Origin of the sequence: Bacillus sp. FSL L8-0099, assembly GCF_038006385.1 — a bacterium.
Taxonomy (GTDB): domain Bacteria; phylum Bacillota; class Bacilli; order Bacillales; family Bacillaceae_G; genus Bacillus_A; species Bacillus_A toyonensis.
On record NZ_JBBOVC010000001.1, the window covers coordinates 2,349,905 to 2,372,173 of the forward strand.

At 33.8% G+C, this 22,269-nt stretch carries 21 protein-coding genes and 1 pseudogene; 13 read left to right on the plus strand and 9 right to left on the minus strand.

What is annotated here, in order from left to right:
• Positions 1-102: 102 nt before the first annotated feature.
• From MHH42_RS12010 to MHH42_RS12020, 3 genes and pseudogenes are all read left to right on the plus strand, one after another.
• Entirely contained in the window at positions 103-999 is an 897-nt protein-coding gene (locus MHH42_RS12010; protein ID WP_001180195.1) for a CPBP family intramembrane glutamic endopeptidase, read from the plus strand.
• Positions 1,000-1,016: 17 nt separating this feature from the next.
• A pseudogene (locus MHH42_RS12015) lies at positions 1,017-1,658 on the plus strand (chloramphenicol acetyltransferase).
• Positions 1,659-1,913: 255 nt separating this feature from the next.
• Positions 1,914-2,519 (plus strand): PRK06770 family protein, encoded by a 606-nt coding sequence (locus tag MHH42_RS12020; protein WP_000853589.1) that lies wholly within the window; start codon positions 1,914-1,916, stop codon positions 2,517-2,519.
• A gap of 76 nt (positions 2,520-2,595) precedes the next feature.
• On the opposite strand, the gene MHH42_RS12025 is transcribed toward MHH42_RS12020, so the two are convergent.
• Positions 2,596-3,950 (minus strand): IS3 family transposase gene (locus MHH42_RS12025; RefSeq protein ID WP_098827295.1). Its coding sequence is split into 2 segments (ribosomal slippage): positions 2,596-3,497 and positions 3,497-3,950, totalling 1,356 coding nucleotides; the frame shifts between segments, so codons are not numbered across the junction.
• Positions 3,951-4,039: 89 nt separating this feature from the next.
• Positions 4,040-4,930 (minus strand): LysR family transcriptional regulator, encoded by an 891-nt coding sequence (locus MHH42_RS12030; RefSeq protein WP_176519293.1) that lies wholly within the window; start codon positions 4,928-4,930, stop codon positions 4,040-4,042.
• Between the two features lie 105 nt (positions 4,931-5,035).
• On the opposite strand from MHH42_RS12030, the gene MHH42_RS12035 reads away from it, so the two are divergent.
• Positions 5,036-6,079 (plus strand): aspartate-semialdehyde dehydrogenase, encoded by a 1,044-nt coding sequence (locus MHH42_RS12035; protein ID WP_340893415.1) that lies wholly within the window; start codon positions 5,036-5,038, stop codon positions 6,077-6,079.
• A gap of 109 nt (positions 6,080-6,188) precedes the next feature.
• Here MHH42_RS12035 and MHH42_RS12040 read toward each other — a convergent pair whose 3' ends face one another.
• Positions 6,189-7,091: a LysR family transcriptional regulator gene (locus MHH42_RS12040; protein ID WP_340894733.1), complete on the minus strand. Its 903-nt coding sequence runs from the start codon at positions 7,089-7,091 to the stop codon at positions 6,189-6,191.
• A 130-nt stretch (positions 7,092-7,221) separates the two neighbouring features.
• Between MHH42_RS12040 and gabT the strand changes: the two genes are divergently transcribed.
• The 6 genes from gabT (at position 7,222) to MHH42_RS12070 (ending at position 14,789) form a co-directional block, all read left to right on the plus strand.
• Positions 7,222-8,547: a 4-aminobutyrate--2-oxoglutarate transaminase gene (gabT, locus tag MHH42_RS12045; RefSeq protein ID WP_070173177.1), complete on the plus strand. Its 1,326-nt coding sequence runs from the start codon at positions 7,222-7,224 to the stop codon at positions 8,545-8,547.
• Between the two features lie 11 nt (positions 8,548-8,558).
• Complete coding sequence (locus MHH42_RS12050; protein ID WP_002038647.1) at positions 8,559-9,251, plus strand: MOSC domain-containing protein; 693 nt, start codon at positions 8,559-8,561, stop codon at positions 9,249-9,251.
• A 257-nt stretch (positions 9,252-9,508) separates the two neighbouring features.
• A complete protein-coding gene (locus MHH42_RS12055; protein ID WP_000528657.1) occupies positions 9,509-10,393 on the plus strand; it encodes a GNAT family N-acetyltransferase in 885 nt (294 codons plus the stop codon).
• A gap of 33 nt (positions 10,394-10,426) precedes the next feature.
• A complete protein-coding gene (locus MHH42_RS12060) occupies positions 10,427-11,023 on the plus strand; it encodes a DUF1349 domain-containing protein (protein ID WP_016108386.1) in 597 nt (198 codons plus the stop codon).
• Positions 11,024-11,245: 222 nt separating this feature from the next.
• Positions 11,246-13,000, plus strand: a complete 1,755-nt coding sequence (locus MHH42_RS12065) for an ABC transporter ATP-binding protein (protein WP_016108387.1) — start codon at positions 11,246-11,248, stop codon at positions 12,998-13,000.
• Positions 12,993-14,789 carry an ABC transporter ATP-binding protein gene (locus MHH42_RS12070; RefSeq protein ID WP_016108388.1) on the plus strand — a complete coding sequence of 599 codons (1,797 nt, stop codon included), beginning with the start codon at positions 12,993-12,995 and terminating at the stop codon, positions 14,787-14,789. The genes MHH42_RS12065 and MHH42_RS12070 overlap by 8 nt, the downstream gene beginning before the upstream one ends.
• Positions 14,790-15,036: 247 nt before the next feature.
• Here MHH42_RS12070 and MHH42_RS12075 read toward each other — a convergent pair whose 3' ends face one another.
• Together MHH42_RS12075 and MHH42_RS12080 are read right to left on the minus strand one after the other, a co-directional pair.
• Positions 15,037-15,297: a hypothetical protein gene (locus tag MHH42_RS12075; RefSeq protein ID WP_340893417.1), complete on the minus strand. Its 261-nt coding sequence runs from the start codon at positions 15,295-15,297 to the stop codon at positions 15,037-15,039.
• Positions 15,298-15,756: 459 nt separating this feature from the next.
• A complete protein-coding gene (locus tag MHH42_RS12080; RefSeq protein ID WP_001121301.1) occupies positions 15,757-16,341 on the minus strand; it encodes a LysE family translocator in 585 nt (194 codons plus the stop codon).
• A gap of 117 nt (positions 16,342-16,458) precedes the next feature.
• Between MHH42_RS12080 and MHH42_RS12085 the strand changes: the two genes are divergently transcribed.
• The gene (locus MHH42_RS12085; protein ID WP_016108389.1) at positions 16,459-17,016 is read left to right on the plus strand and encodes a helix-turn-helix domain-containing protein; all 558 of its coding nucleotides are present in this window, start codon (positions 16,459-16,461) and stop codon (positions 17,014-17,016) included.
• Between the two features lie 380 nt (positions 17,017-17,396).
• Here MHH42_RS12085 and MHH42_RS12090 read toward each other — a convergent pair whose 3' ends face one another.
• Entirely contained in the window at positions 17,397-17,930 is a 534-nt protein-coding gene (locus MHH42_RS12090; protein WP_016108390.1) for a BclA C-terminal domain-containing protein, read from the minus strand.
• 212 nt (positions 17,931-18,142) lie between these two features.
• On the opposite strand from MHH42_RS12090, the gene MHH42_RS12095 reads away from it, so the two are divergent.
• Positions 18,143-19,090, plus strand: a complete 948-nt coding sequence (locus MHH42_RS12095) for a DUF4183 domain-containing protein (RefSeq protein WP_340893418.1) — start codon at positions 18,143-18,145, stop codon at positions 19,088-19,090.
• A 63-nt stretch (positions 19,091-19,153) separates the two neighbouring features.
• Here the strand turns inward: MHH42_RS12095 and MHH42_RS12100 are convergent, their stop codons facing one another.
• Entirely contained in the window at positions 19,154-19,444 is a 291-nt protein-coding gene (locus MHH42_RS12100; RefSeq protein ID WP_001121652.1) for a DUF4183 domain-containing protein, read from the minus strand.
• 479 nt (positions 19,445-19,923) lie between these two features.
• Here MHH42_RS12100 and MHH42_RS12105 point away from each other — a divergent pair, with 479 nt between their 5' ends.
• The gene (locus MHH42_RS12105; protein WP_340893419.1) at positions 19,924-21,159 is read left to right on the plus strand and encodes an exosporium glycoprotein BclB-related protein; all 1,236 of its coding nucleotides are present in this window, start codon (positions 19,924-19,926) and stop codon (positions 21,157-21,159) included.
• Positions 21,160-21,240: 81 nt separating this feature from the next.
• Here MHH42_RS12105 and MHH42_RS12110 read toward each other — a convergent pair whose 3' ends face one another.
• Positions 21,241-21,408, minus strand: a complete 168-nt coding sequence (locus tag MHH42_RS12110; RefSeq protein WP_002096615.1) for a hypothetical protein — start codon at positions 21,406-21,408, stop codon at positions 21,241-21,243.
• Between the two features lie 121 nt (positions 21,409-21,529).
• Positions 21,530-22,162: a cupin domain-containing protein gene (locus tag MHH42_RS12115; RefSeq protein WP_016108394.1), complete on the minus strand. Its 633-nt coding sequence runs from the start codon at positions 22,160-22,162 to the stop codon at positions 21,530-21,532.
• Between the last annotated feature and the right edge of the window lie 107 nt (positions 22,163-22,269).

Below are 22,269 nucleotides of genomic sequence, written 5' to 3' on the forward strand. Positions count from 1 at the left end.
AATGTATTCCAAACAGAAATCATTTATATAAAAAAGTATGTTTAAAGGAAACGGTATATTTTTTAAGAATAAAGATGATTACAATAATTAGGAGGATGAATATTGCAAAATAAACAATTTAAAATAATCGAAGCAGCAAAAGAAGGAAGAAGGAAAGTTCACCCTGTCTTTGCTGTTATACTTGCAATTGTATTTTTAACTTTAGGTGAATTGTTTATGTTATTTATGCTGTTTTTACCGAAAACAGAAACAACTTTTATGAAGGCAATTTATAGCAATATTGAGATGATATTAACGTTTGGCGGGGCTATATTTTTTGTGTTTTTATGGATTAAATTTGTAGAGAAAAGGTCGTTTTCATCTATTGGTTTTTGGAATGAGCAATGGATGAGAAAGTATTTGAGAGGGGCACTAATAGGGTGTATTTTCATTTCGATACCAGTAATTTTACTCATATTAACAGGAAATGTAAAACTACAAATGCAAGAAATTACGATGACAGTTATATTTGGTATTGTAGGATCTTTAGTCGCATTTTTAATACAAGGGGCCACTGAAGAAATTGTTGTAAGAGGTTGGTTATTCCCAGTTCTTTCTGTTAGAAGCCGTATATGGATTGGAATTGTTGTGACGTCCTTTTTATTTGGTTTTCTTCATTTGCTTAATCCAGGAATTACAATTCTTTCAATATCGAATATAATATTAGTTGGCGTATTTGCAGCTTTTTACGTTTTAAAGGACAGTAGTCTTTGGGGGATTTGTGCATGGCATTCCATTTGGAATTGGGCACAATATAACGTTTATGGCTTTGCCGTTAGTGGAATGACGATATATTCAACACCACTATTTAAACCTGTAAAAAATGGCAATGAAGTCCTTCATGGAGGCTCATTTGGGATTGAAGGTAGTATTATTACAACAATAATGCTTTCTATCGCTTCAATTGTTTTATGGAGACAGTTATGGGGGAGAAGAGCGAAACAACGAGATTTTAGTTAATGAAAGTGGGAGAAACTATGGGGATTATAGCGTTTGAGGGAGCGAGTGCTGTTGGGAAAAGTACAACATGCCGTGAACTAGAAAACAATTATGGAGTCTTCATTATACCTGAAGTGAATTTTTTATTTGAAAGACCAAAAAATGAACATAGAACATGGTAGTTTGAAAAACAAGTAGAGCGCTGGAATATGGCAGTGCAAAAATCGCAGCAATATGAATTAGTAATACTTGATGGGGATATATATCAGCCACTTAGTTATAATTGGTGTTTTCATTTTGATATATTTAATCAGCCTTTATCTTTAATAGAAAACTTTTATAAAGAAAAGATGATAAATAGGGAAATTGGTTTTCCAGATCAATATTTTTATTTGTACACGAATGATGAAGAACTTAGAAAACGAAAAGAATTTGATGAGACGAGAAGCAGAAGAAACTTTGAAAAACATTTACATATATCAAAATCGTTGCAGTGTTATTATGAAAATTTAAATACCGTCACAGACGGGTACTGTAAATTGATTGAAGCAAAAAGTATAAAGTCGAATGAATTAGAAATTGTGAAAAGTTTAAACAGCTTAAACGTATGTGAAGATAGACGTTTTGATGTTTCGAGGTTAGATGCTATTACGGAGTGGTTAAAAGAAAATCGTGCATAAAGTAAAAACAACGAGTGTTGTAGAAGGCGCTCGTTGTTTTTTGTTTCCATATAAATATAAAGGGAAATTTTGTAGAATATTTTTGGGTTTTGACGGAATAATCTTTCAATTTTACAAAAAAAGAAATACAATATAAGGAAATATATATAAATAATATGGTAGGGGATGGGATGAACTATTTTGAATGAAGGAACTGTTTTATATAAGAAATAATGAGGTAGTAAGAACAGAGATATTTGGGAGGAAATAAGCGAGATGAAAACACTATTTAAAATAATCGGTATTATAGCTGGTATGGCAGTAATCGGAGTAGGTTTAACATATGGTATGCTTTATTATTTGAATAATAGTAAACCAGTTGCGAAAAAGTCAACGCCAGCAGCTCCGGCAGTAGAAGTGCTAGCTGATAGTAATGTAAAAGCCGAAGATGCGAAGCTTTTAGAAAATGGCAATCATTCATTACCTAATAGTGGTTTTAATAAAAATTTTAAATGGACAGATGAGAACATACAGACAGCGTTACATGAAATGGCACACCAAAAAACGAAAGCTGAACAAAAATGGGGCTATATTTTTATCACACAAGAACGTATTGAAAGTTTACTTGAAATTATAAATAGTAATGATGTTGCACAAAAAAATACATATGTGGATATTTTAGAACGATGGAAACAAGGGAAATATGAAAAGGTTGATGTGGATCATAATAAAATTTGGAAATTGCAAAGTGGGAATTTAGGAGAAGGAAAAGGAATAATGTCGCAAGCTGAACAAAAAGAATTAATTAATCAAGTGTTTATGCAAAAAGGTACATATTCAGGTAGTAAATTAATTGCAGGTGGGGGACAGGCTAATAAATAATATACTTATCAATGAAAAAGAGTAAGTGCTTTTTAGGCAGTGAAGTGACCCCTAAAAGTTAGACACGGTTATTTCATTAGGCAGCTTGATCCAAATGAGTCCGGTATTGCACCGGGCTCATTTTTAATTTTGCCTTTATCCGTTTCGTATTATAATAATCTACATATTTTTCTAATTCTATTTTAAAATGATCTACACTTTCAAACTCTTTTATGTAGAGGAATTCCGACTTCATGATCCCGAAGAAATTCTCCATTACTGCGTTGTCATAACAGTTTCCTTTTCGAGACATACTCTGCACAATACCTCTTGATTCAAGTGTCCGGGCATATTGTTTCATTTGATAATGCCACCCTTGATCTGAATGCATCAATAGTTGGTGATTTTCCGGTAAACGTTCTAATGCTGTCTCTAACATTTCTGAAACAAGTGAATACGTCGGTCTAGAGCCAATTGTATAGGTAATAATCTCACCATTATACAAGTCTAATACAGGTGATATATACAGTTTCTCTCCAAACAATTTAAACTCTGTGATGTCTGTTACCCATTTTTGATTCGGTGCATCTGCATGAAAATTGCGCGCTAAAATATTGGGTGCAGTTTTACCAACTTTCCCCTTATAAGACTTATATTTTTTCATACGCACAACACACTTTAATCCAAGCTCTTTCATAATGCGTTGAACCTTCTTGTGATTCACTTTTTGACCACGATTCGTTAACTCATCACGAATGCGACGGTAGCCATAACGGCCTTCATTTTCCTCATAAATCGCTTTAATTTCAGCTTTCAAATCGGCATCTAAATCCGGACGATTCATTTTCTTTACTAAATCATAATACGTGCTTCGTGGAATGTTAGCTAGCTCTACAAGTGCTTTCACCGAATATTTATGCCTTAATTCATAGACTACTTGTGTTTTGTCCTGTTTCGTGATTTTTCCTTGTTTTGAACTAAGGCATTCAACTTTTTTAAGTACTCATTTTCCATTTCAAGCTGTTGAATACGTGCTTCAAGTGCTTCGACTGAACCTTCAACTGGTGTTTGTTTTGATTGTTTATTTGAATCTTTTTCCATGGATGGACGCCCCTTTTTCTTTGATTGAAGGGCAGCGATTCCTTGTGTTTCGAATTGTTTTTTCCAAACAATAATCGTTGAAGGGGCAGGAATATTAAAAATAGCTGCCGTTTCAAATAAGGACGTACCGTTTTCGATCATAAAATTTAGTACGTCTAGTTTAAATTGTTGCGTGTAATTTGTATACCGTTTTAGAAAAGCTTCCACACCATTTTGTTTATATTGGTTTACCCAATTCAAAATTACGGTGTCTCTTATACCAACCGCTTTACTAATTTCTCGGTAACTTTCATTTCCGTTCAAATAACGTTGAACGATGTGTATTTTTTCATCAGCTGTAAATTTAACCATAGAAAAACTGCACCTCCAATTGTTAGACGGTGTCTAACAATTGGGGTGCAGTTCACAGTTACTCTTTTTTTGTGCACATTTTTAATAATTTAGCCTCGCTCTAGTAAGGAAAGAAACGACTGTAGTACCGGGGAAATCCATCTAGATTTATGATAGATTACATGACTTTGAATAACGGCTGGAGTTTCGATAGGTTGAAAACGTATTTGTTCCTTTTGACAATTCTCTTGTACAACGATGTAAGGAAGAATTGAAATTCCTAACTCACACATAACAGCTTGTTTAATGACTTCAACATTAGAAGTTTCAAATGTTTTTTCTAGAATATTTTCGCTTTGACGCAAAAAACGATCGACCATTGGTCGATAACCGCAGCTTTGTTCTGTAAAAATAAACTGAGTATCCTGTAATAAACGAAATGGATTTTCCTGTACGGGGGAATGAATAGGTAAAATCCATCCGAATGTTTCATTACAAAAAGTACGTATAATAAAATCGTTATGTGCTATACTTTCACCAATTAAGAAGATAACATCTGTTTCTCCTTCATGTAGCTTTTTCAGTGCATGTTCATTTGTAGTAGTCTCAAGAACGATATTTACTTTCGGATTTTGCTGTTTGTAAGTACGTAATAATTGTGGTAAACGGTACACTGCTAACGATTCGTTAGATGTAATACTTAACGTCCCTTCCAAATAATCATTATTTTGAGGGATTTCTTGTGCTTTTTCATAAATAGCAAGTAATTCTAATGCATAAGGATGAAATTGATGACCTGCTTTTGTAAGAAGTACTTTTTTCCCTAATCGATCGAAAAGAGGGATATGTAAGTCGTTTTCTAATGCTTTTATATGCCCTGTAACAGTAGATTGCGCATAACCTAATGCAAGAGCAGCTTTAGAAAAACCGCCATGCTTAACAATGGCACAAAATGTTTTAACATGTCTCATTTCCATAAGTGACCCCTCTTTTAATATCATGATTTGTGAATGATTATATCATGTATTTCAATTTTTCAAATGATTAAATTTCTTTTAATATTATGTTGTGGGGAAATTCATGTAAGCAGTATTGGAGGAGAAAAAATGAGTAAAAAGAGCTATCATGTAGCTGTTGTTGGAGCTACAGGTGCAGTAGGTCAGAAAATTATTGAACTGTTAGAACAAGAAACAAAGTTTAATATAGCTGAAGTTACATTCCTTTCGTCAAAACGATCTGCTGGTAAGAAAGTACAATTTAAAGGGCGAGAGATTACAATACAAGAGGCAAAAACAACTAGTTTTGAAAGTGTAGATATTGCCTTTTTCAGTGCTGGAGAAGAAGTGTCTAGACAATTTGTAAATCACGCAGTTTCTAGTGGCGCAATCGTAATTGATAACACAAGTGAGTACCGAATGGTGCACGATGTACCGCTCGTTGTTCCAGAGGTTAATTCACACACTTTAAAGGAGCATAACGGTATTATTGCAGTTCCGAATTGTTCAGCATTACAGATGGTAACAGCTCTTCAGCCAATCCGAAAATCATTCGGTTTAGAACGAATTATCGTTTCCACTTATCAAGCTGTATCAGGTTCTGGAATTCATGCGATTCATGAATTAAAAGAACAAGCTAAGTCGATGCTTACAGGTGAAGAAGTGAAGAGTGCTATATTACCAGTGAAAAAAGATAAAAAGCATTATCCAATTGCGTTTAATGTACTGCCTCAAGTAGATATATTCACTGATAATGATTTCACTTTTGAAGAAGTAAAGATGATTCAAGAGACGAAGAAAATTTTAGAAGACCCAAACCTGAAAATGGCAGCTACTTGTGTACGTGTTCCAGTTGTATCAGGTCATTCAGAATCAGTTTATATAGAACTTGAAAAAGAAACAACTGTTACAGAAATTAAAGAAGTACTGCTCGATGCACCAGGTGTTATTTTACAAGATAACCCTAGTGAACAGCTGTATCCAATGCCATTATATGCAGAAGGGAAAATAGATACGTTTGTCGGAAGAATTAGGAAAGACCCTGATACGCCAAAAGGATTCCATCTTTGGATCGTTTCCGATAATTTGTTAAAAGGTGCGGCTTGGAATTCAGTTCAAATCGCAGAGATGTTGGTGCAAAAGGGAATCATTTAGTATAGAGATGCACAGAACTAGGAAACTATTAATTGTAAAAGTATCCTAGTTCTTATTTTAGTGAGAATTTAAAATAAATTAGTTTTTATAGTGTTTTTATAAATATCCATTAGTTTTGTAAAGAATGTACTGTTATTTTTAGTTGTTCAATAAATTCTCGAGTTGCAGCGCACATATATTTATCTTTTCTATAAATCAGTCCTATATCTATAGTTGGAGTAGGATCTTCTATTTTAATAGCTTGAATGTTTTCGTTTTGCAAAAAGTCTATATACGGTTTGGGTAACACTGTAATTCCCATACCTTTTGAAACCATTTGAATTAAAGATTCCATCGTACTAATTTCTAAAATTGGTTTTGGTTTGAAGCTAAAGTTTTGACAATAGGTCGTAAGTAGTTCTGTTAAATAAAAGTTTTTTGGTAGAAGGATTAAAGGGTAGTTCTGTAATTCTTTAATAGACACGTGATCAAGCTCACTTAAAGGATGACCGATTGGAATAACTAATGTAAGTTCACTTTTATATAGCGGGATAGAAACAATTTCTTTATCTTGTACCGGGAGAAATGTAATACCAATATCTAATTCGTTTTGTAACAATTTTTCGCGAATTTCTCCTGTGCGAAGTCCTAACACAGAAAGCTCAATGTTTGGATAAAGATTATTGAAGTGTAAAAGGGTTGGCGGTAGTAAATAATTTACAACGGTTAACAATGAACCGATTGTTAAGGATCCGTACTGTAATCCATTTAAGTCCTGGATAGCAGAACGGGCTTGTTCGACTTCATGAAAAATGGTTTTACTATGTGATAATAAAATCTTTCCTGCTTCAGTTAAAGATATCATTTTACCAATTCGATCGAAAAGTGGCATTCCTACTTCATGTTCTAACGCACGTATTTGTTGACTTAGTGAAGGTTGGGAAATGTTTAATTTTTCGGCTGCCTTTGTGAAATGCAATTCTTTCGAAACAGCTAAAAAGTATTCTAATTGTCGTAATTCGATTGGAATCACCTCAAATTTAATCATAGGATATACCTATCATTATTATATAAATAATTGAATTGAACAATGGTTTTGTGCGATTTATAATCACTTTATTAGAAATAGATTGATGATAAAGATTAGATGAGGTGAAGAGGAATTGTTGAAATCGAGCGTATTACCAGGCAGTTATTCAAAAGTACTTCAAAAAAGGTATGAGGAGGCTGTACCGACAGGAATATATCATTTAACACCTTTATATGTAAAAAAAGCTAGCGGAGCGATCATTACAGATGTAGATGGGAATCAGTTTATTGATTTTGCTGGTGGTATTGGAATGCAAAATGTTGGTCATTGTCATCCGAAAGTTGTAAGAGCGGTACAAGAACAAGCAAAGTCATTTATTCATCCTTGTTTTCATGTAACTCCATATGAAAACTATATTGCTTTAGCAGAGAAAATGAATGAAAAAATACCAGGAACAAGTAAGAAAAAAACGATGTTTGCAAATAGTGGTGCGGAAGCGATTGAAAATGCTGTAAAAATCGCACGTAAAGTAACAGGGAGAAGTAAAGTAATTTCGTTTGAACGAGGATTTCATGGGAGAACATTAATGACGATGTCTTTATCAACGAAAGAAAACCCATATAAAGCAGGATTTGGCCCGTTCGTTTCAGACATGCATATATTGTCGTATCCGTACTATTACAGAGCTGCAGAAGGAGTTTCTTCTGAAGAAGTGGATTCTCAAGTCATCTATCAGTTTGAAAAATTTTTAGAGGAAGTATCACCTGAAAAAGTAGCGGCAATCGTAATGGAACCAGTACAAGGAGAAGGGGGATTTATTGTTCCTTCCATTTTATTTGTAAAACGAATCCGGGAAATTTGTGATCAATATGGAATTTTAATGATCATGGATGAAGTGCAAACTGGATTTGGCAGAACTGGAAAATGGTTTGCAACGGAACATTTTAATATAGAACCTGACATTATTGCATTATCAAAATCAATAGCTGGAGGCTTACCATTAAGTGCGATTGTTGGGCGCGCTGAGTTTATGGATGTTCCTGGAAGGGGTCAAATCGGTGGGACTTTTGCAGGAAGTCCGTTATCATGCGCAGCCGGTCTTGCTGTATTTGAAATTATGGAAGAAGAAAATCTAGTTGAAAGAGCTCAACAAATTGGAAATAGAATAATGTCACATTTACATGCAATGCAATTAAAATACGAAGTCATAGGTGACGTTCGTGGCATTGGTGCAATGGTTGCAATGGAACTTGTAACGGATCGTATAACAAAAGAACCAGCAAAAGAACTAACAGTACAATTAATTGATGAATTCTGGAAGAATGGGCTTATAAGTATTGGGGCAGGGATATTTGATAATGTACTACGTTTTTTACCGCCTCTAGTTATTTCAAATGAAGAAATTGATAAAGGTTTTGAAATAATAAATCAATCTTTTAAAAAATTGTGCGGAAAGTGAGAGAGGCAATTATGATGAATAAACTATATGAGGTACTATCACTAAATATAGGATTTCCAAAAGAAGTTATGTATGGAGGAAAATTAATTCATACGGGTATAAATAAAACGAAAACAAAGGAACCTATATATTTATCATTTTTAAAATTTAAAGGTGATGGTCAGGCGGATTTAGTTCATCATGGAGGGGTGGATAAAGCGGTTTGTGTGTATTCGGGTGAACATTATAGTTATTGGGAAGAAACATTGAATCAAGACCTTGAATATGGAGCATTCGGAGAAAATATAACAGTAAGTGGTATGCGTGAAGAGGATGTTTGTATCGGTGATACGTTTGAGCTCGGAGAAGCGATAGTACAAGTAACGCAACCAAGACAACCTTGTTTTAAGTTAGCTAAGAAATACAATATTCCAAAGTTACCACTGTATTTTCAAGAAACAGGATATACAGGATTTTATTTTCGTGTATTAAAAGAAGGGTGGGTATCGCCAGTTGATACGTTAAAGTTGCTGAAATCTGATCCAATAAGTATTACAGTAGCGTTTGCTAATCGTATTATGCATAAGGAAAAACAAAATATAGAAGGGATAAAGAGAATTTTAGAAGTACATGCACTTTCTACTAGTTGGAGAAAGACATTTGAAAAGCGACTGAGGGGAGAAGAAATAAATACGAAGGAGAGGCTTGAAGGAATAAAAGAATAAAAAAATATTTTTATAAATAGTGCATTTCTATTAGTAAAAACTAACTAGAAAGCACTGTTTTTATATAATAACCTTATTAATATACAAAAATCTTAATATTGTTTTATTCGACTTTTTTTCTAATTGTGAAAACATAAAATTAATTGGATTATTTTTTTATATTTTATGATAGTATATTGATTTGTAAGACCTATTATTTTAAGGGCAGGTCATATAACCATATATAATTTTATGGAATTGAAGTATGGAGGGACAACATGGGGAATGTTGAAAAATTTGCAAATCTTCTAATAGAAGAACCGAAAAGAGAGCAGTTATTTCCTTTATTTGAAGAAGTGTTTGGTATTGAAAGTCAAACATTACGTGATTTTACGGAGAAAGGATATTGGGATTATACATATAAAGCTTTATCATTTTTACAAGATAACAAAGTGATTGCGAATGTTGCTGCATTTTCACTTCCGCTTTTAATGAATGGTGAAAAAATAAATGCAGTGGGTATTCAATCGGTAATGACACATCCGAATCATCGTCGACAAGGGTTAATGAAACAATTGTTTAGTAAGATGATAGAAGAAATTGATGAGCAATGTGAGTGTGCGCTTTTATTTACTGAAAATCCAGAACTATATAAACCATTTGGTTTTCAAATTGTGCAAGAATATTTGATGAAAGTATCATACGAAAACAAGAGTGATAAAGATTCTCAACTTAAAAAGTTAGATTTTTATAATGAAGAGGATAGACAATTAATACATGAGATGATTGAAAATGGCCAAAGGCTTTCTAATACATTTTCAACGTTAAATTACCGCTCGTCGTTTTATTTAAATATGTATGATTCAACATGGAATGAAAACCTATATTATTCAGAGAAATTAGATACGTTGATTGTTTTTACAATAGAAAATCAAAAACTAAAATTATATGGAGTGTTTGCTCCGGTACTTCCGATTTTAGATGAATTATGTGAGGAAATCTCTGGGGAATTTAAGGAGATTGAATTTTATTTTTGCCCAGATCAATTAGGAATTGATGATGTACAATATACAGAATTACAGACTAGTAAGTATTTAATGGTTCGAAGTAATAAGGAATTAGATTTTAAAGGTTATAAATTCCCGGTGTTAACCGAGTTTTAAATATTAATTTAATTGCTTTTTTATGGAGGAATTATGAAAACATCATATATACCAAATCATATTGAGCAACTTACCGTAATGAATGTACCTGAATATTACAAACTGGAAGAAAATCATACATTCATTGTCCATTCGAAGGCAGAAACAGATTTTTGGCTGAAAACACATTATGGCTTTGAAATAATGAATGGTCATGTATTTTATAATGAGATTATGACAGATTTTCAGGCTGAAGTTCAGTTACGTATGAATCCAAATGCGACATACGATCAAGCAGGTCTTTTTGTTATGATTTCGGAGAACTGTTGGTTAAAAACTTCTTTAGAATATATCCCTGAGGGGCCATCTCATTTAGGTGCTGTCGTAACGAATAATGGATATTCTGACTGGTCAACGCAAGATTATCCAACTGAAGCAGCTAAGCAACAACTTCGTTTTCGAATTATTCGAAAACGCGGTGATTATTCAATATATGTGAAAATAAGTCAGCGATGGGAACAAATAAGAATCGCTCATTTAATGGAGGATATAGGGAATGAGCCTGTTAAAATAGGCTTTTACACGTGTAGTCCTTCTAAAAACAAAGGATTTGAGACTGAGTTTTTCGATTTTACAATTGAAGAAATATAGATAAAAAACCGCATTCTTTTCATTAAGAATGCGGTTTTTGTATTTGTATATTTATAAAGCACATTTATTGACCGAAAAGTCATTAATGCTTATCATTTAATAATGTTAAATATTAATTTGCATAATATAATAAAAGTAAAGAAGAAATTACAAACTATAGGGTTTAAATAAGGAGGGATATGAATTACTCAGTGGTAATTTCATGGAAAAAGGAGATTATGTATGAAATCATTTCGCAAGCTATTACAGTATTTAAAACCATACATGTTCTTCGCTATTATTGGACCGCTATTTATGGTACTTGAGGTTGCGATGGACTTAATTCAACCGACTATTATGCAACATATTATTGATGTTGGGATTGCAAATAGGGATTTGAATTATGTAATAAAAATGGGGCTTCTTATGTTAGGAGCAGCGGCACTTGGGTTAGTTGGAGGACTTGGGTGTATGATGTATTCTACAAAAGCAGCTGTAAATTTCGCTACAGACATACGAAAAGATGTGTTTACAAAAATAGAAACATTTTCTAGTAAAAATCGGGATGCATTTGGAACCGGAAAATTATTAACGATTGTGACAAATGATATTACATCAATTCAATCGGCGATGACGATGACATTACGTGTTCTCGTTCGTGGCCCTTTGTTATTTATCGGAAGTATAATTATTGTTTTTGTAACAGCGCGAGAGTTATTTCCAATATTACTTGTAGTTGTACCAATTTTATTACTGGCGATTATTTTAATTGCAAGTAAAGCGAGTGGAACGTTTAAAAAGGTGCAAGAAGCATTAGATAAAGTGAATACAAAGTTACAAGAAAATTTATCTGGTGTACGTGTTATAAAAGCGTATGTAAGACAAAAATATGAAATTTCTCAGTTTGGAAATGTGAATACAAATTTAACGAAGATAAATATTCGAGCTGTGCAGCTTATTTCCTTAATGATGCCAATTATTATGCTAGTTGTCAGTGGTGGAATTGTCGCAACACTATGGATTGGTGGAGAAAAAGTATTTAATGGAACTCTTCAAGTAGGTGCGATTTTAGCATTTATTAACTATTTGAATATCATTTTAATGGCACTTATGTCTATTAGTATGGTATTTATTCAAATTGCTCGAGCTTTTCCATCTGCGGATCGTGTACAACAAGTCTTAAATACTGAAGTTGATATTATGAACGAAGCTAACGCAATTGAACCTGAGAAAATCGAAGGGAATATTGATTTTAGAGATGTTAGTTATAGTTATACGAAAAATAATGAATACGTTTTAAAAGATATTTCATTCAGCATACGTAAAGGTGAAAAAGTAGGGATTATCGGTTCTACAGGGAGTGGTAAGTCTACTTTAGCTAAACTGCTACCACGCTTATATGATATTGAGCAAGGTGAAATTTGTATTGACGGAATAAATGTTAAGAGGTACGATTTACAAAAATTACGTGCTTCGATAGGTTTTGTACCTCAAAAGGCATTGTTGTTCTCAGGAAGTATAGAAGAGAATTTACGTTACGGTAAAGAAGATGCAATACACGATGAATTGGAAACAGCAGCTTCATCTGCGTGTGCGACTGAGTTTATTAACAAGTTGGAAGAATCGTATCATTATAATTTAACACAAGGTGCGACGAATTTATCAGGTGGACAAAAACAACGTGTATCCATTGCAAGAGCGCTTGTGAGAAAACCATCTATTCTTATATTAGATGATTCTACATCAGCAGTTGATGCGAAATCAGAAGCGAACATTCAATCGGCATTAAGAACAGAATATAAAGGAACAACGACATTATTAATTGCTTCTAAAATCGCATCTATAATAGATGCTGATAAAATTCTCGTATTAGATAATGGTGAATTAGTTGGTGATGGTACACATGAACAACTGCTAGAACAATGTGAGGTATATCAGGAAATTTATCTTTCCCAAGGTGGTAATTTGCATAAAGAAGGTGGGAAAGAACATGCGTAATTTTCAAGGACAATTTGCTAATAAAGGTGGACGTAACGCACCTAAGAGTGGAAAAGTTAAAAATACTAAAGGAACTGTAAAACGGATTTGGAACTATATGGGGTATGAAAAGGCTGCTCTAATGTTCGTTATATTTCTAGTATTTGTTACGACATTACTTGGGTTATTAGGTCCATATTTTATGGGAGTAATTATAGATCAATATATTGTACCGAAAGATTTAAACGGTACGGCAAGAATGTGTATGTTACTTATTGCAATTTACGGTGTAACGGTGCTTTTAACATGGTTACAAACGTATGTCATGATTAATGTTGCATTAAAGACAATTCAAAAAATACGACAAGATATATTTGGGAAAATCCAAACGCTTTCTTTACGGTTCTTTGATGTACGTTCTCAAGGTGATTTAATGAGCCGTGTGACAAATGATATTGACAATTTAAATCAAGCGTTGACGCAAAGTGTCGTACAGATTATTTCATCAGCTTTAACCTTTATAGGTGTGACGATTGCGATGTTCTCATTAAATTGGATTTTGGCACTTGTAACTTTAATTACAGTACCTATTATGTTTTTCGTTACAAAAAAACTTGTTGCATATAGTGGTAAAAACTTTGCAAAGCGTCAAAAAGATTTAGGAGAATTAAATGGTTTTATTGAAGAAGCTATAACAGGCGCGGATGTTACAACGTTATACGGGAAAGAAAAAGAAACCGTACAAAATTTCAATAAAATTAATGAACAACTAAGAATTTCAGCAACGAAGGCTGATACATTTTCAGCTTTTATTTTTCCGAGTATGAACTTTATTAATAACTTAGGAATGGGGCTTGTAATTGGGACTGGATCCGTTATGGTATTAAACGGTATGACAACAGTAGGTGTCATTGCGGCGTTTATTAATTATTCTCGTCAATTCTCAAGACCACTAAGTCAATTTGCAACGTTAATGAATACGATTCAAGCGGCAGTTGCGGGGGGAGAACGAGTTTTTGAAATTATGGATGAGGTACCAGAAATTCAAAATAAAAAAGACGCATTCATTGTACAAAATATACAAGGGCATGTTGAACTTGAGAATGTTTCGTTTGGTTATGTGGAAAATAAAACAATTTTAAAAGAAGTAAGTCTTAAGGCACAGCCTGGAGAGACAATTGCTTTAGTTGGTCCAACGGGATCGGGAAAAACAACAATTATAAACTTATTAACTCGATTTTATGATATACAGCAAGGGCAAATTCATATTGATGGAAAAGATATAAAAGATTATGATATCAATTCTTTACGAAGTAAAATAGGAGTAGTTTTACAAGATACGTATTTATTTGCTGGGACAATCATGGATAATATCCGTTATGGACGATTACATGCAAGTGATGAAGAAGTAATCAATGCAGCAAAGGCTGCATCGGCACATTCTTTTATTAAACATTTACCGAAACAATATGAAACAGAGATTGCTTCAGAAGGATCGAATTTAAGTCAAGGACAAAAACAACTTCTTGCGATTGCAAGGGCAATTTTAGCAGATGCAGACATATTAATTCTTGATGAAGCGACATCTAATATTGATACGAGAACAGAATTGCAAATTCAAGCAGGATTAAACAATTTAATGAGAGGTAGAACGAGTTTCGTAATCGCTCATCGACTCAAAACGATTGAAAAGGCAGATCAAATCCTCGTTATAAAGGATGGGAGTATTTTAGAAAGAGGGAATCATGAATCTCTCATGGAGGATCGAGGGTTTTACTTTGAATTGTATACGAGTCAGTTTAAAATTTAATAATAATATTCATGTGGTGTGGTTTCTTTAGAAAAGAGAAACCGCATTTTTCATGATTGTAAACATCGCTAAACCCAATAGTCTTTCATTAAATGCTTTGACAGTATCACCTTGAATCTCTGGTAAAACATATGAATAGCGTTTTAGATTGCAAAAATGCAGATTAAACGTAGTTAAGTTACAAAAAGGGTGGAATATACAGTTGTTCAGGTATGTAATTTATGTGTTTTTGTAGAATTACGAGTTGTTAGTAAAAACTAGCGGCCTCAGTGACAGATGGTAGAAATAGTTTACGTGGTATTGTAATAATCTCAAGCGCTATCTGCGTTGAATATAGGAGTATTTGAGTTAAATCTAAAGCGAGTGTTAAAAGTATTATGAAGCTTGTAAGAATTACAAAACTACCCCAAAAGAAACTTTTTGAAGTGTTGCGGAAATCTTTTATTAAGGAAAAGAAAGAAAAAAATGCGGTAACAATATGAATGAAAATTTTATACTTATCAGACATTATAACCCTCCCAAAGAACAGTAACTTATATTATACCGTATTTTTCAATATTATTATAAATAGATTTTAAAGTGAATATTACGAAAAAAGAAAACCACAACTAATGTTTTAAGTTGTGGTTTTCTTTTTTGAGTACTTTGTTTTAGAAGATAGATAATCTAGAATTGAAAAAACTTTAAAGGGATTACCATACTTTATTTCCGATCCAGCATCAGGTGCTCAATGAAACGGTATGAAAGGTTATAGGCTGGTAATACGAGAATAAATAAGGGCGGATCTGTGTACAACAATATTCCCATATCAAAGTTCTACTAGAGAAAAGTAGTTAGTTAAGGGCAGTATGTGAATAAAAAACAGATGGGTGTGGAAACTAAATATTTATGACATTAAGGACAAAGATTAGGAAATATAGATTGGTATGAAAAAGTACAAAAATCTAAAATTAGAATGAGCATTGAACTAGTGTATAACGATTGAAACGGCACTGAAGACTAATAAAACGGCCATAATGATGTTAAATAATTGGTTATGTTTTATTAATAATTTTTGGAATATTGAACCAAATAAACTCCAACTACATGTACTCATTAAACCGACTACACCTAGAAATAATGAAAAAAGTAGAAAACTTGAATATGAATTGTAGTAAGGGAGTATGAAAGTCGATACTACAGTCAGTCCGAATAATATCCCTTTAGGGTTAACGAATTGAAGAGAAATCCCCACTGTAAATAAGTTTTTATTATCTTTTTCACTGGGATTCGTACTGCCTTTACTAGTGAGTATTTTAAAAGCTAAATATAACATGTATGTTACACCTAAAACTTTTAAAGGGAATTCGATTATGGGTAAGATATTAAGTAGTACTACATTAAAGAAACTACATAAAGAAGTGAGGATGAAAAAGCCGAAAGCTACTCCAAAGCAAAATTGCATGCTCCTCTTTAACCCGTATTGATTGGCGTATGTCATAGCTAAAAAATTGTTAGGGCCGGGTGTGAAACTACTTATAAAAACAAATAATAAAAAAGAAAATATAGGCATTTCAAAACCCCCTTATTACTTTTTGTATGTTATAATGACCGAAAAGAACAATATAACGTGTGCTTTTTATTATACATAACGGTCGTTATATTGTATATAGTGTAGGGGTGTTTTTTTATGGAAGAAATTCAACTTATTCTAGCGAAAAATTTAAAAACAATACGAGAAAAAGAAAAATTAAGTTTAGAAAAGGTTTCTCAATTAACAGGAGTGAGTAAAACGATGATTGGACAAATTGAAAGAGGAGAATCAAGTCCGACACTAACAACAATATGGAAAATTGCTAATGGATTGAAAGTGTCTTTTACTTCTTTAATCAATAATCCACAACCCGATACAAAAGTGGTTTTACGGGATGATGTTCAAGTATTGTCTGAAGATAATGGGAAATATAAAGTGTATCCTTCTTTTCCTTTTCAAGATGATAGACATTTTGAAATCTATACAGTTGAAATAGAAACGGAAGGGAAACTAAGTTCAGAAGGGCATAAAGAAGGAGCAGAAGAATTTATAACGGTATTTGAAGGAGAATTGACAATAAAAGTGAATAATTGTCAGTATACATTAAATAGTGGAGATTCCATTCGTTTTAAGGCCGATAGATCACACTCTTATCATAATTTAGGAAAATCTTTGACTCGATTAAGCATGACAATTTATTATCCAGCTACATAAGTGTGCATTTATATATAGAAAAGATAAAACCATCTATGCAAGGTGGTTTTTATTTTGTGTTAAATTACAAAAAAAGACACTCGTTTGAGTGTCAACATAGTATTGCTCTCGCGTATAGGATTGGAGTATGTTTCTCAAATACGTATTGAGAGATGGTTCGTAAAGGAGAAACTGTCTTCTTATTTAATGTAACATCGGTAAGGGTGAGTGTAAATTGATAATGTATATACGGAAAATTTAGTATAGATAGTTTCTATTATAAATATAGTGCAATTTGTTCTGTGTTACGTAATCAACACCATGAAATAATTGGGTGGTTCTTATTATTATGACAGACTTGGTATTTAATAATGTGTATTAAAAAAAGAATGAATCATTTTTTAATCGATTCGTATAATTGTTAGAGAGGCACCTGTTGAACCACCTCCAACTAAATTAACAATGGATAATATACCGAATAATTGAAGTGAAATTGTATTACCAGCAATTAAATTAGTAATTAAATTATTATTATAATTTGAAGTTGATATAGCAGGAGAAAAAACAGAGCCAGAAAGTGGAGTAGAAGTGTTTAATAGTAACCTTGTTCCAGCAAGAAGAGAAGTTGTCGTATTAACTTGATAGGTTAAATGATATCTTCCGGTTACAGGAATTGTAAATACATCGTTTGAAGCGTTAACTGTAAAATTACTGAGGCTTTGGTTATTAGAAAGTGGAATATTAGTTCCACCTAATATAACTGAGATGGGACCACCTAATGTATTATTAGCGAACATAGAGTTTGTTGTAACTATTGACCCAGAACTGCCGGTAGGCCCAGTATTCCCAGTAGGTCCTGTAAGTCTGTATGGAAGAATTATTTCAAGAGCCATTGATAGTAGTTCTTCTTTTATTTTTTCATTTTTATCTTGCATATAAATCACCTCATTTTTAAATTAGAACCGAATAAGTGTAGTATTTTTAGAATGGAACTATCATTTTATTCTATTAATAGAAGTAGTTTATAGTAACGGTAAAATGTTTAATAAATATATGAATCATTTGGAAAGAAAAAGAGTAGTTATTCCTTAATAATAGAGCCATAATAATGTATGTTAGTTAAAAATATGTGGAATGAGGTTTTGAATTGAAGCGGAATGATAAATTATCAATGAATAAAGGTAGGATAGGACCTGAGAATATTGGCCCTACATTTCCAGCTCTTCCACCAATTTATGTTCCGACTGGAAGTACAGGGCCAACAGGAGCAACCGGAGCAACAGGAGCAACCGGAGCAACAGGAGTAACAGGAGCAACCGGATCAACAGGAGTAACAGGGCCAACGGGAGTAACAGGAGCAACCGGAGCAACAGGAGTAACAGGAGTAACAGGAGCAACCGGATCAACAGGAGTAACAGGTCCAACGGGAGTAACAGGAGCAACCGGAGCAACAGGAGTAACAGGAGTAACAGGAGCAACCGGATCAACAGGAGTAACAGGTCCAACGGGAGTAACAGGAGCAACAGGAGTAACAGGAGTAACGGGATCAACGGGAGTAACAGGGCCAACGGGAGTAACGGGATCAACGGGAGTAACAGGGCCAACGGGATCAACCGGAGTAACAGGGTTAACGGGAGTAACGGGGCCAACGGGAGTAACAGGAGTAACAGGTCCAACGGGAGTAACAGGGTCAACGGGAGTAACGGGGTCAACAGGAGTAACGGGAGTAACAGGTCCAACGGGAGTAACAGGTCCAACGGGAGTAACAGGGTCAACAGGAGTAACGGGGTCAACGGGAGTAACAGGAGCAACAGGTCCTACTGGGGGGATTGGCCCCATAACAACAACCAATTTGTTATATTACACTTTTTCAGATGGAGAGAAAATTATATATACAAATGCAGATGGCATAGCTCAATATGGTACAACGAATATATTATCACCTAGTGAGGTTTCATATATTAATTTGTTTATTAATGGAATTCTGCAACCACAACCATTTTATGAAGTTAGTACTGGTAAACTAACTTTATTGGATAATCAACCACCATCGCAAGGTTCGTCAATTATTTTACAATTTATCATTATTAATTAAAAAAGACAGATCCTTAAATGAAAAGGAATCTGTCTTTTTTGTTCTACATTAAAGTAGTTAAAATTAAGTGACGATAAATTCGATTGTGATTGGAATTCCGCCGTCTAATGCATCTCCACCAGGAATTGTAATAGCGCCAGTAGGGCCAGTAGTAACACTGGAGTTCACGCTTGGCTGAAGGATACCGTTTACATATAGGTTGTAATACGTGAAAGTCGGAAATGCAGTTGCAGTAGTACCCGCATCGTTTAAGCAAGCTGTGGCAGCAACCGCAAAGGCTGCGCCTGTGCCAGTCCCGGCTCCTAGTGTAGATGTGAATCTTCTAGATGCCATAAATGGTTGAATGATAGGCAATTAAGTCTCACTCCTATTCATATTTTATTGGAACGAAGTATTGAATAACTTGTCCACTATATTGTATGAGAGTTTTCTATAATAGAAACGGCTTTAGGATTAGAAGAGTGGCATAATTTTATTAAAGGTATAATTTTTACTACAATTAAAAAGCGATGTTGATATTTGTGGAATATATGCTAAGGGTTAATTTGAATTTTTGTATTCAAATTAATATGTATTCTTTGGTTTAAGAGATAAACGTGGAAAAATAAAATAAACTCTTAAGTTTAGGTGTTTAATCTAAGCACTCAATTATTAAAAACATATAATTAATATGTGAGTCATGAACATAATTAAATGACGTTTTCAAGTTTGATTATCATTCATGTTTCCTATTTTAAGAGAAACATATAACTTAACTACTTTTTTCAATCGCATCTTTTATAGTACTTAGAATAGGAAAACACTCAACTAAAAGAAAAGTAAGGAGGAAATAAATGAAACATAATGATTGTTTTGATCATAATAACTGCAATCCGATTGTTTTTTCAGCAGATTGTTGTAAAAATCCACAGTCAGTCCCTATTACTAGGGTACAATTAAGTCAATTAATTACTTTACTAAACTCATTAGTATCAGCTATTTCAGCATTTTTTGCAAATCCAAGTAATGCAAACAGATTAGTATTACTCGATTTATTTAATCAATTTTTAATTTTCTTAAATTCCTTATTACCTTCCCCAGAAGTTAATTTTTTGAAACAATTAACTCAAAGTATTATAGTTTTATTACAATCTCCAGCACCTAATTTAGGACAATTGTCAACATTATTGCAACAATTTTATAGCGCCCTTGCACAATTCTTCTTCGCTTTAGATCTTATCCCTATATCCTGCAACTCAAATGTTGATTCTGCAACTTTACAACTTCTTTTTAATTTATTAATTCAATTAATAAATGCTACTCCAGGGGCGACAGGTCCAACAGGTCCAACAGGTCCAACAGGCCCAGCAGGAACTGGAGCAGGTCCAACAGGCCCAACAGGTCCAACAGGCCCAGCAGGAACCGGAGCAGGTCCAACAGGAGCAACAGGTCCAACAGGAGCAACAGGCCTAACAGGAGTAACAGGTCCAACAGGTCCAACAGGTCCAACAGGTCCAACAGGTCTAACAGGTCTAACAGGCCTAACAGGAGCAACAGGCCTAACAGGGGCAACGGGAGCTGGAGCAGTTATTCCGTATGCATCAGGTGGGCCAGTAGCATTAGCAACTGTTTTAGGTGGATTAGCAAACACAGGAGCACTTCTTGGATTTGGAAGTTCATTCTTCCCTGTAATTGTCCCACCTGGTGGCCCGATTACTATAGGCCCTGTACCTCCAGTATTTGATTTCGCATTTGTAGCTCCTCGCGCAGGTACAATTACTTCGTTAGCAGGATTCTTTAGTGTAACTGTAGCGGTTTCTTTAGCGTTAGGAAGCATACAAATTCAAATGCAGTTGTACAGCGCACCAGCAGCAAGTAATACTTTCACTCCAGTAGGTACACCGTTACTATTAACACCAGCATTTAGTGGTCTTATTGCTATCGGTAATACCGCGAGTGGTATTAGCGCACAAGCAATTGCGGTCGCTCCACAAGATAAGATATTACTTGTTGTTTCATCAACTACACCAGGTTTTGATATAGCTACTGCTATTACAGGATTCGCAAGTGCAGGGATAACATTCGTCTAAGCATCGCGTCTTAAATGGTGACCATTGAAAAAAGGAATACTCTTTTTAAGAGTATTCCTTTTTGTATAGCTAAAAAAGATCTTATTTATTTTTATTGCAGTTACATCCTTTTTTCTTTACATAGCCTTGCTCGGCTAAATCTCTTTGTGATTGGGAATTGGAAGACTGAGAATTGGAAGATTGAGAGGATGCTGATGAACTACTATTTTTATTATTAGAGTAGTTTTTTCGATAATTATAATTACTCATAGTACTATCACCTCCAATTAAATATATAACTATTATATGTATGTACTCTATTAATTGTTACGATAAAAAATCTCCTAGGTATTTTCCAAGGAGATAAATGATTGTTTCTTTATGGTATAAATTAATATCCCCAGTAAAGAGGGAAATAATATGAATCTTGGTAATATAAATTTTGTTTTTGATTAGGGTGTGGAGTCGGTGGATTTATCATTCCTCGGTTTTGATTACAGTTTGCTGGGGGACCAATTACTGTAGTAGATTGAATGGGGGATAGCGCTTGTTTCCATTGTTGTTCATTGAGGCAATAAGTATGAGCCATCATATTGGCTGGAGTTAATCTTAAAATATCAGAACCAAAAATAACTTCTGGGGTTGGGGCATCGAAAATAGCTAATAAATGAGTATTATCCGCTGAAGCGATTTCGTAATGCCACCATGCTTGTGGAATGTTGGCAACTTGCCCTGGTTTTATCGGTAAGTTTAATATTTGATTTGTAAATGGATTAAGTAAAGAAACAACAGCAGATCCTGAAATGCAGTAAACAAGTTCAGCTGCATTTTGATGAATATGTGGTTCTACAACATTGCCTGTACTTAAATAAATATCTAGTAAAGAAGTATTTTCTAAAGTATTTAATTGTTTTATGCCAAGTACGTTTATATAGTTTTGGGCATCTTTCTTAAAAAAATTACTTTTACTTACATCATGAGTGAAATTGGTTGAAGGAGAGGTGTAGTCGATATTGGAAGTCAATTGTATTACCTGCCTTTCTATTGGAAAGTATGGGTACAAATTTAGGATATGTGCCTAGTGTTAGTTATGTGCATTTGTTTATATCGTAATACATTCACTTATTTTAT

Bases quoted from the DNA above. Each gene is read 5' to 3' on its own strand.
- MHH42_RS12020 (WP_000853589.1), top strand. From the start codon at position 1,914: ATGAAAACACTATTTAAAATAATCGGTATTATAGCTGGTATGGCAGTA.
- MHH42_RS12030 (WP_176519293.1), bottom strand. From the start codon at position 4,930: ATGATATTAAAAGAGGGGTCACTTATGGAAATGAGACATGTTAAAACA.
- MHH42_RS12035 (WP_340893415.1), top strand. From the start codon at position 5,036: ATGAGTAAAAAGAGCTATCATGTAGCTGTTGTTGGAGCTACAGGTGCA.
- MHH42_RS12050 (WP_002038647.1), top strand. From the start codon at position 8,559: ATGATGAATAAACTATATGAGGTACTATCACTAAATATAGGATTTCCA.
- MHH42_RS12055 (WP_000528657.1), top strand. From the start codon at position 9,509: ATGGGGAATGTTGAAAAATTTGCAAATCTTCTAATAGAAGAACCGAAA.
- MHH42_RS12060 (WP_016108386.1), top strand. From the start codon at position 10,427: ATGAAAACATCATATATACCAAATCATATTGAGCAACTTACCGTAATG.
- MHH42_RS12065 (WP_016108387.1), top strand. From the start codon at position 11,246: ATGAAATCATTTCGCAAGCTATTACAGTATTTAAAACCATACATGTTC.
- MHH42_RS12070 (WP_016108388.1), top strand. From the start codon at position 12,993: ATGCGTAATTTTCAAGGACAATTTGCTAATAAAGGTGGACGTAACGCA.
- MHH42_RS12075 (WP_340893417.1), bottom strand. From the start codon at position 15,297: ATGTCTGATAAGTATAAAATTTTCATTCATATTGTTACCGCATTTTTT.
- MHH42_RS12080 (WP_001121301.1), bottom strand. From the start codon at position 16,341: ATGCCTATATTTTCTTTTTTATTATTTGTTTTTATAAGTAGTTTCACA.
- MHH42_RS12085 (WP_016108389.1), top strand. From the start codon at position 16,459: ATGGAAGAAATTCAACTTATTCTAGCGAAAAATTTAAAAACAATACGA.
- MHH42_RS12090 (WP_016108390.1), bottom strand. From the start codon at position 17,930: ATGCAAGATAAAAATGAAAAAATAAAAGAAGAACTACTATCAATGGCT.
- MHH42_RS12105 (WP_340893419.1), top strand. From the start codon at position 19,924: ATGAAACATAATGATTGTTTTGATCATAATAACTGCAATCCGATTGTT.
- MHH42_RS12110 (WP_002096615.1), bottom strand. From the start codon at position 21,408: ATGAGTAATTATAATTATCGAAAAAACTACTCTAATAATAAAAATAGT.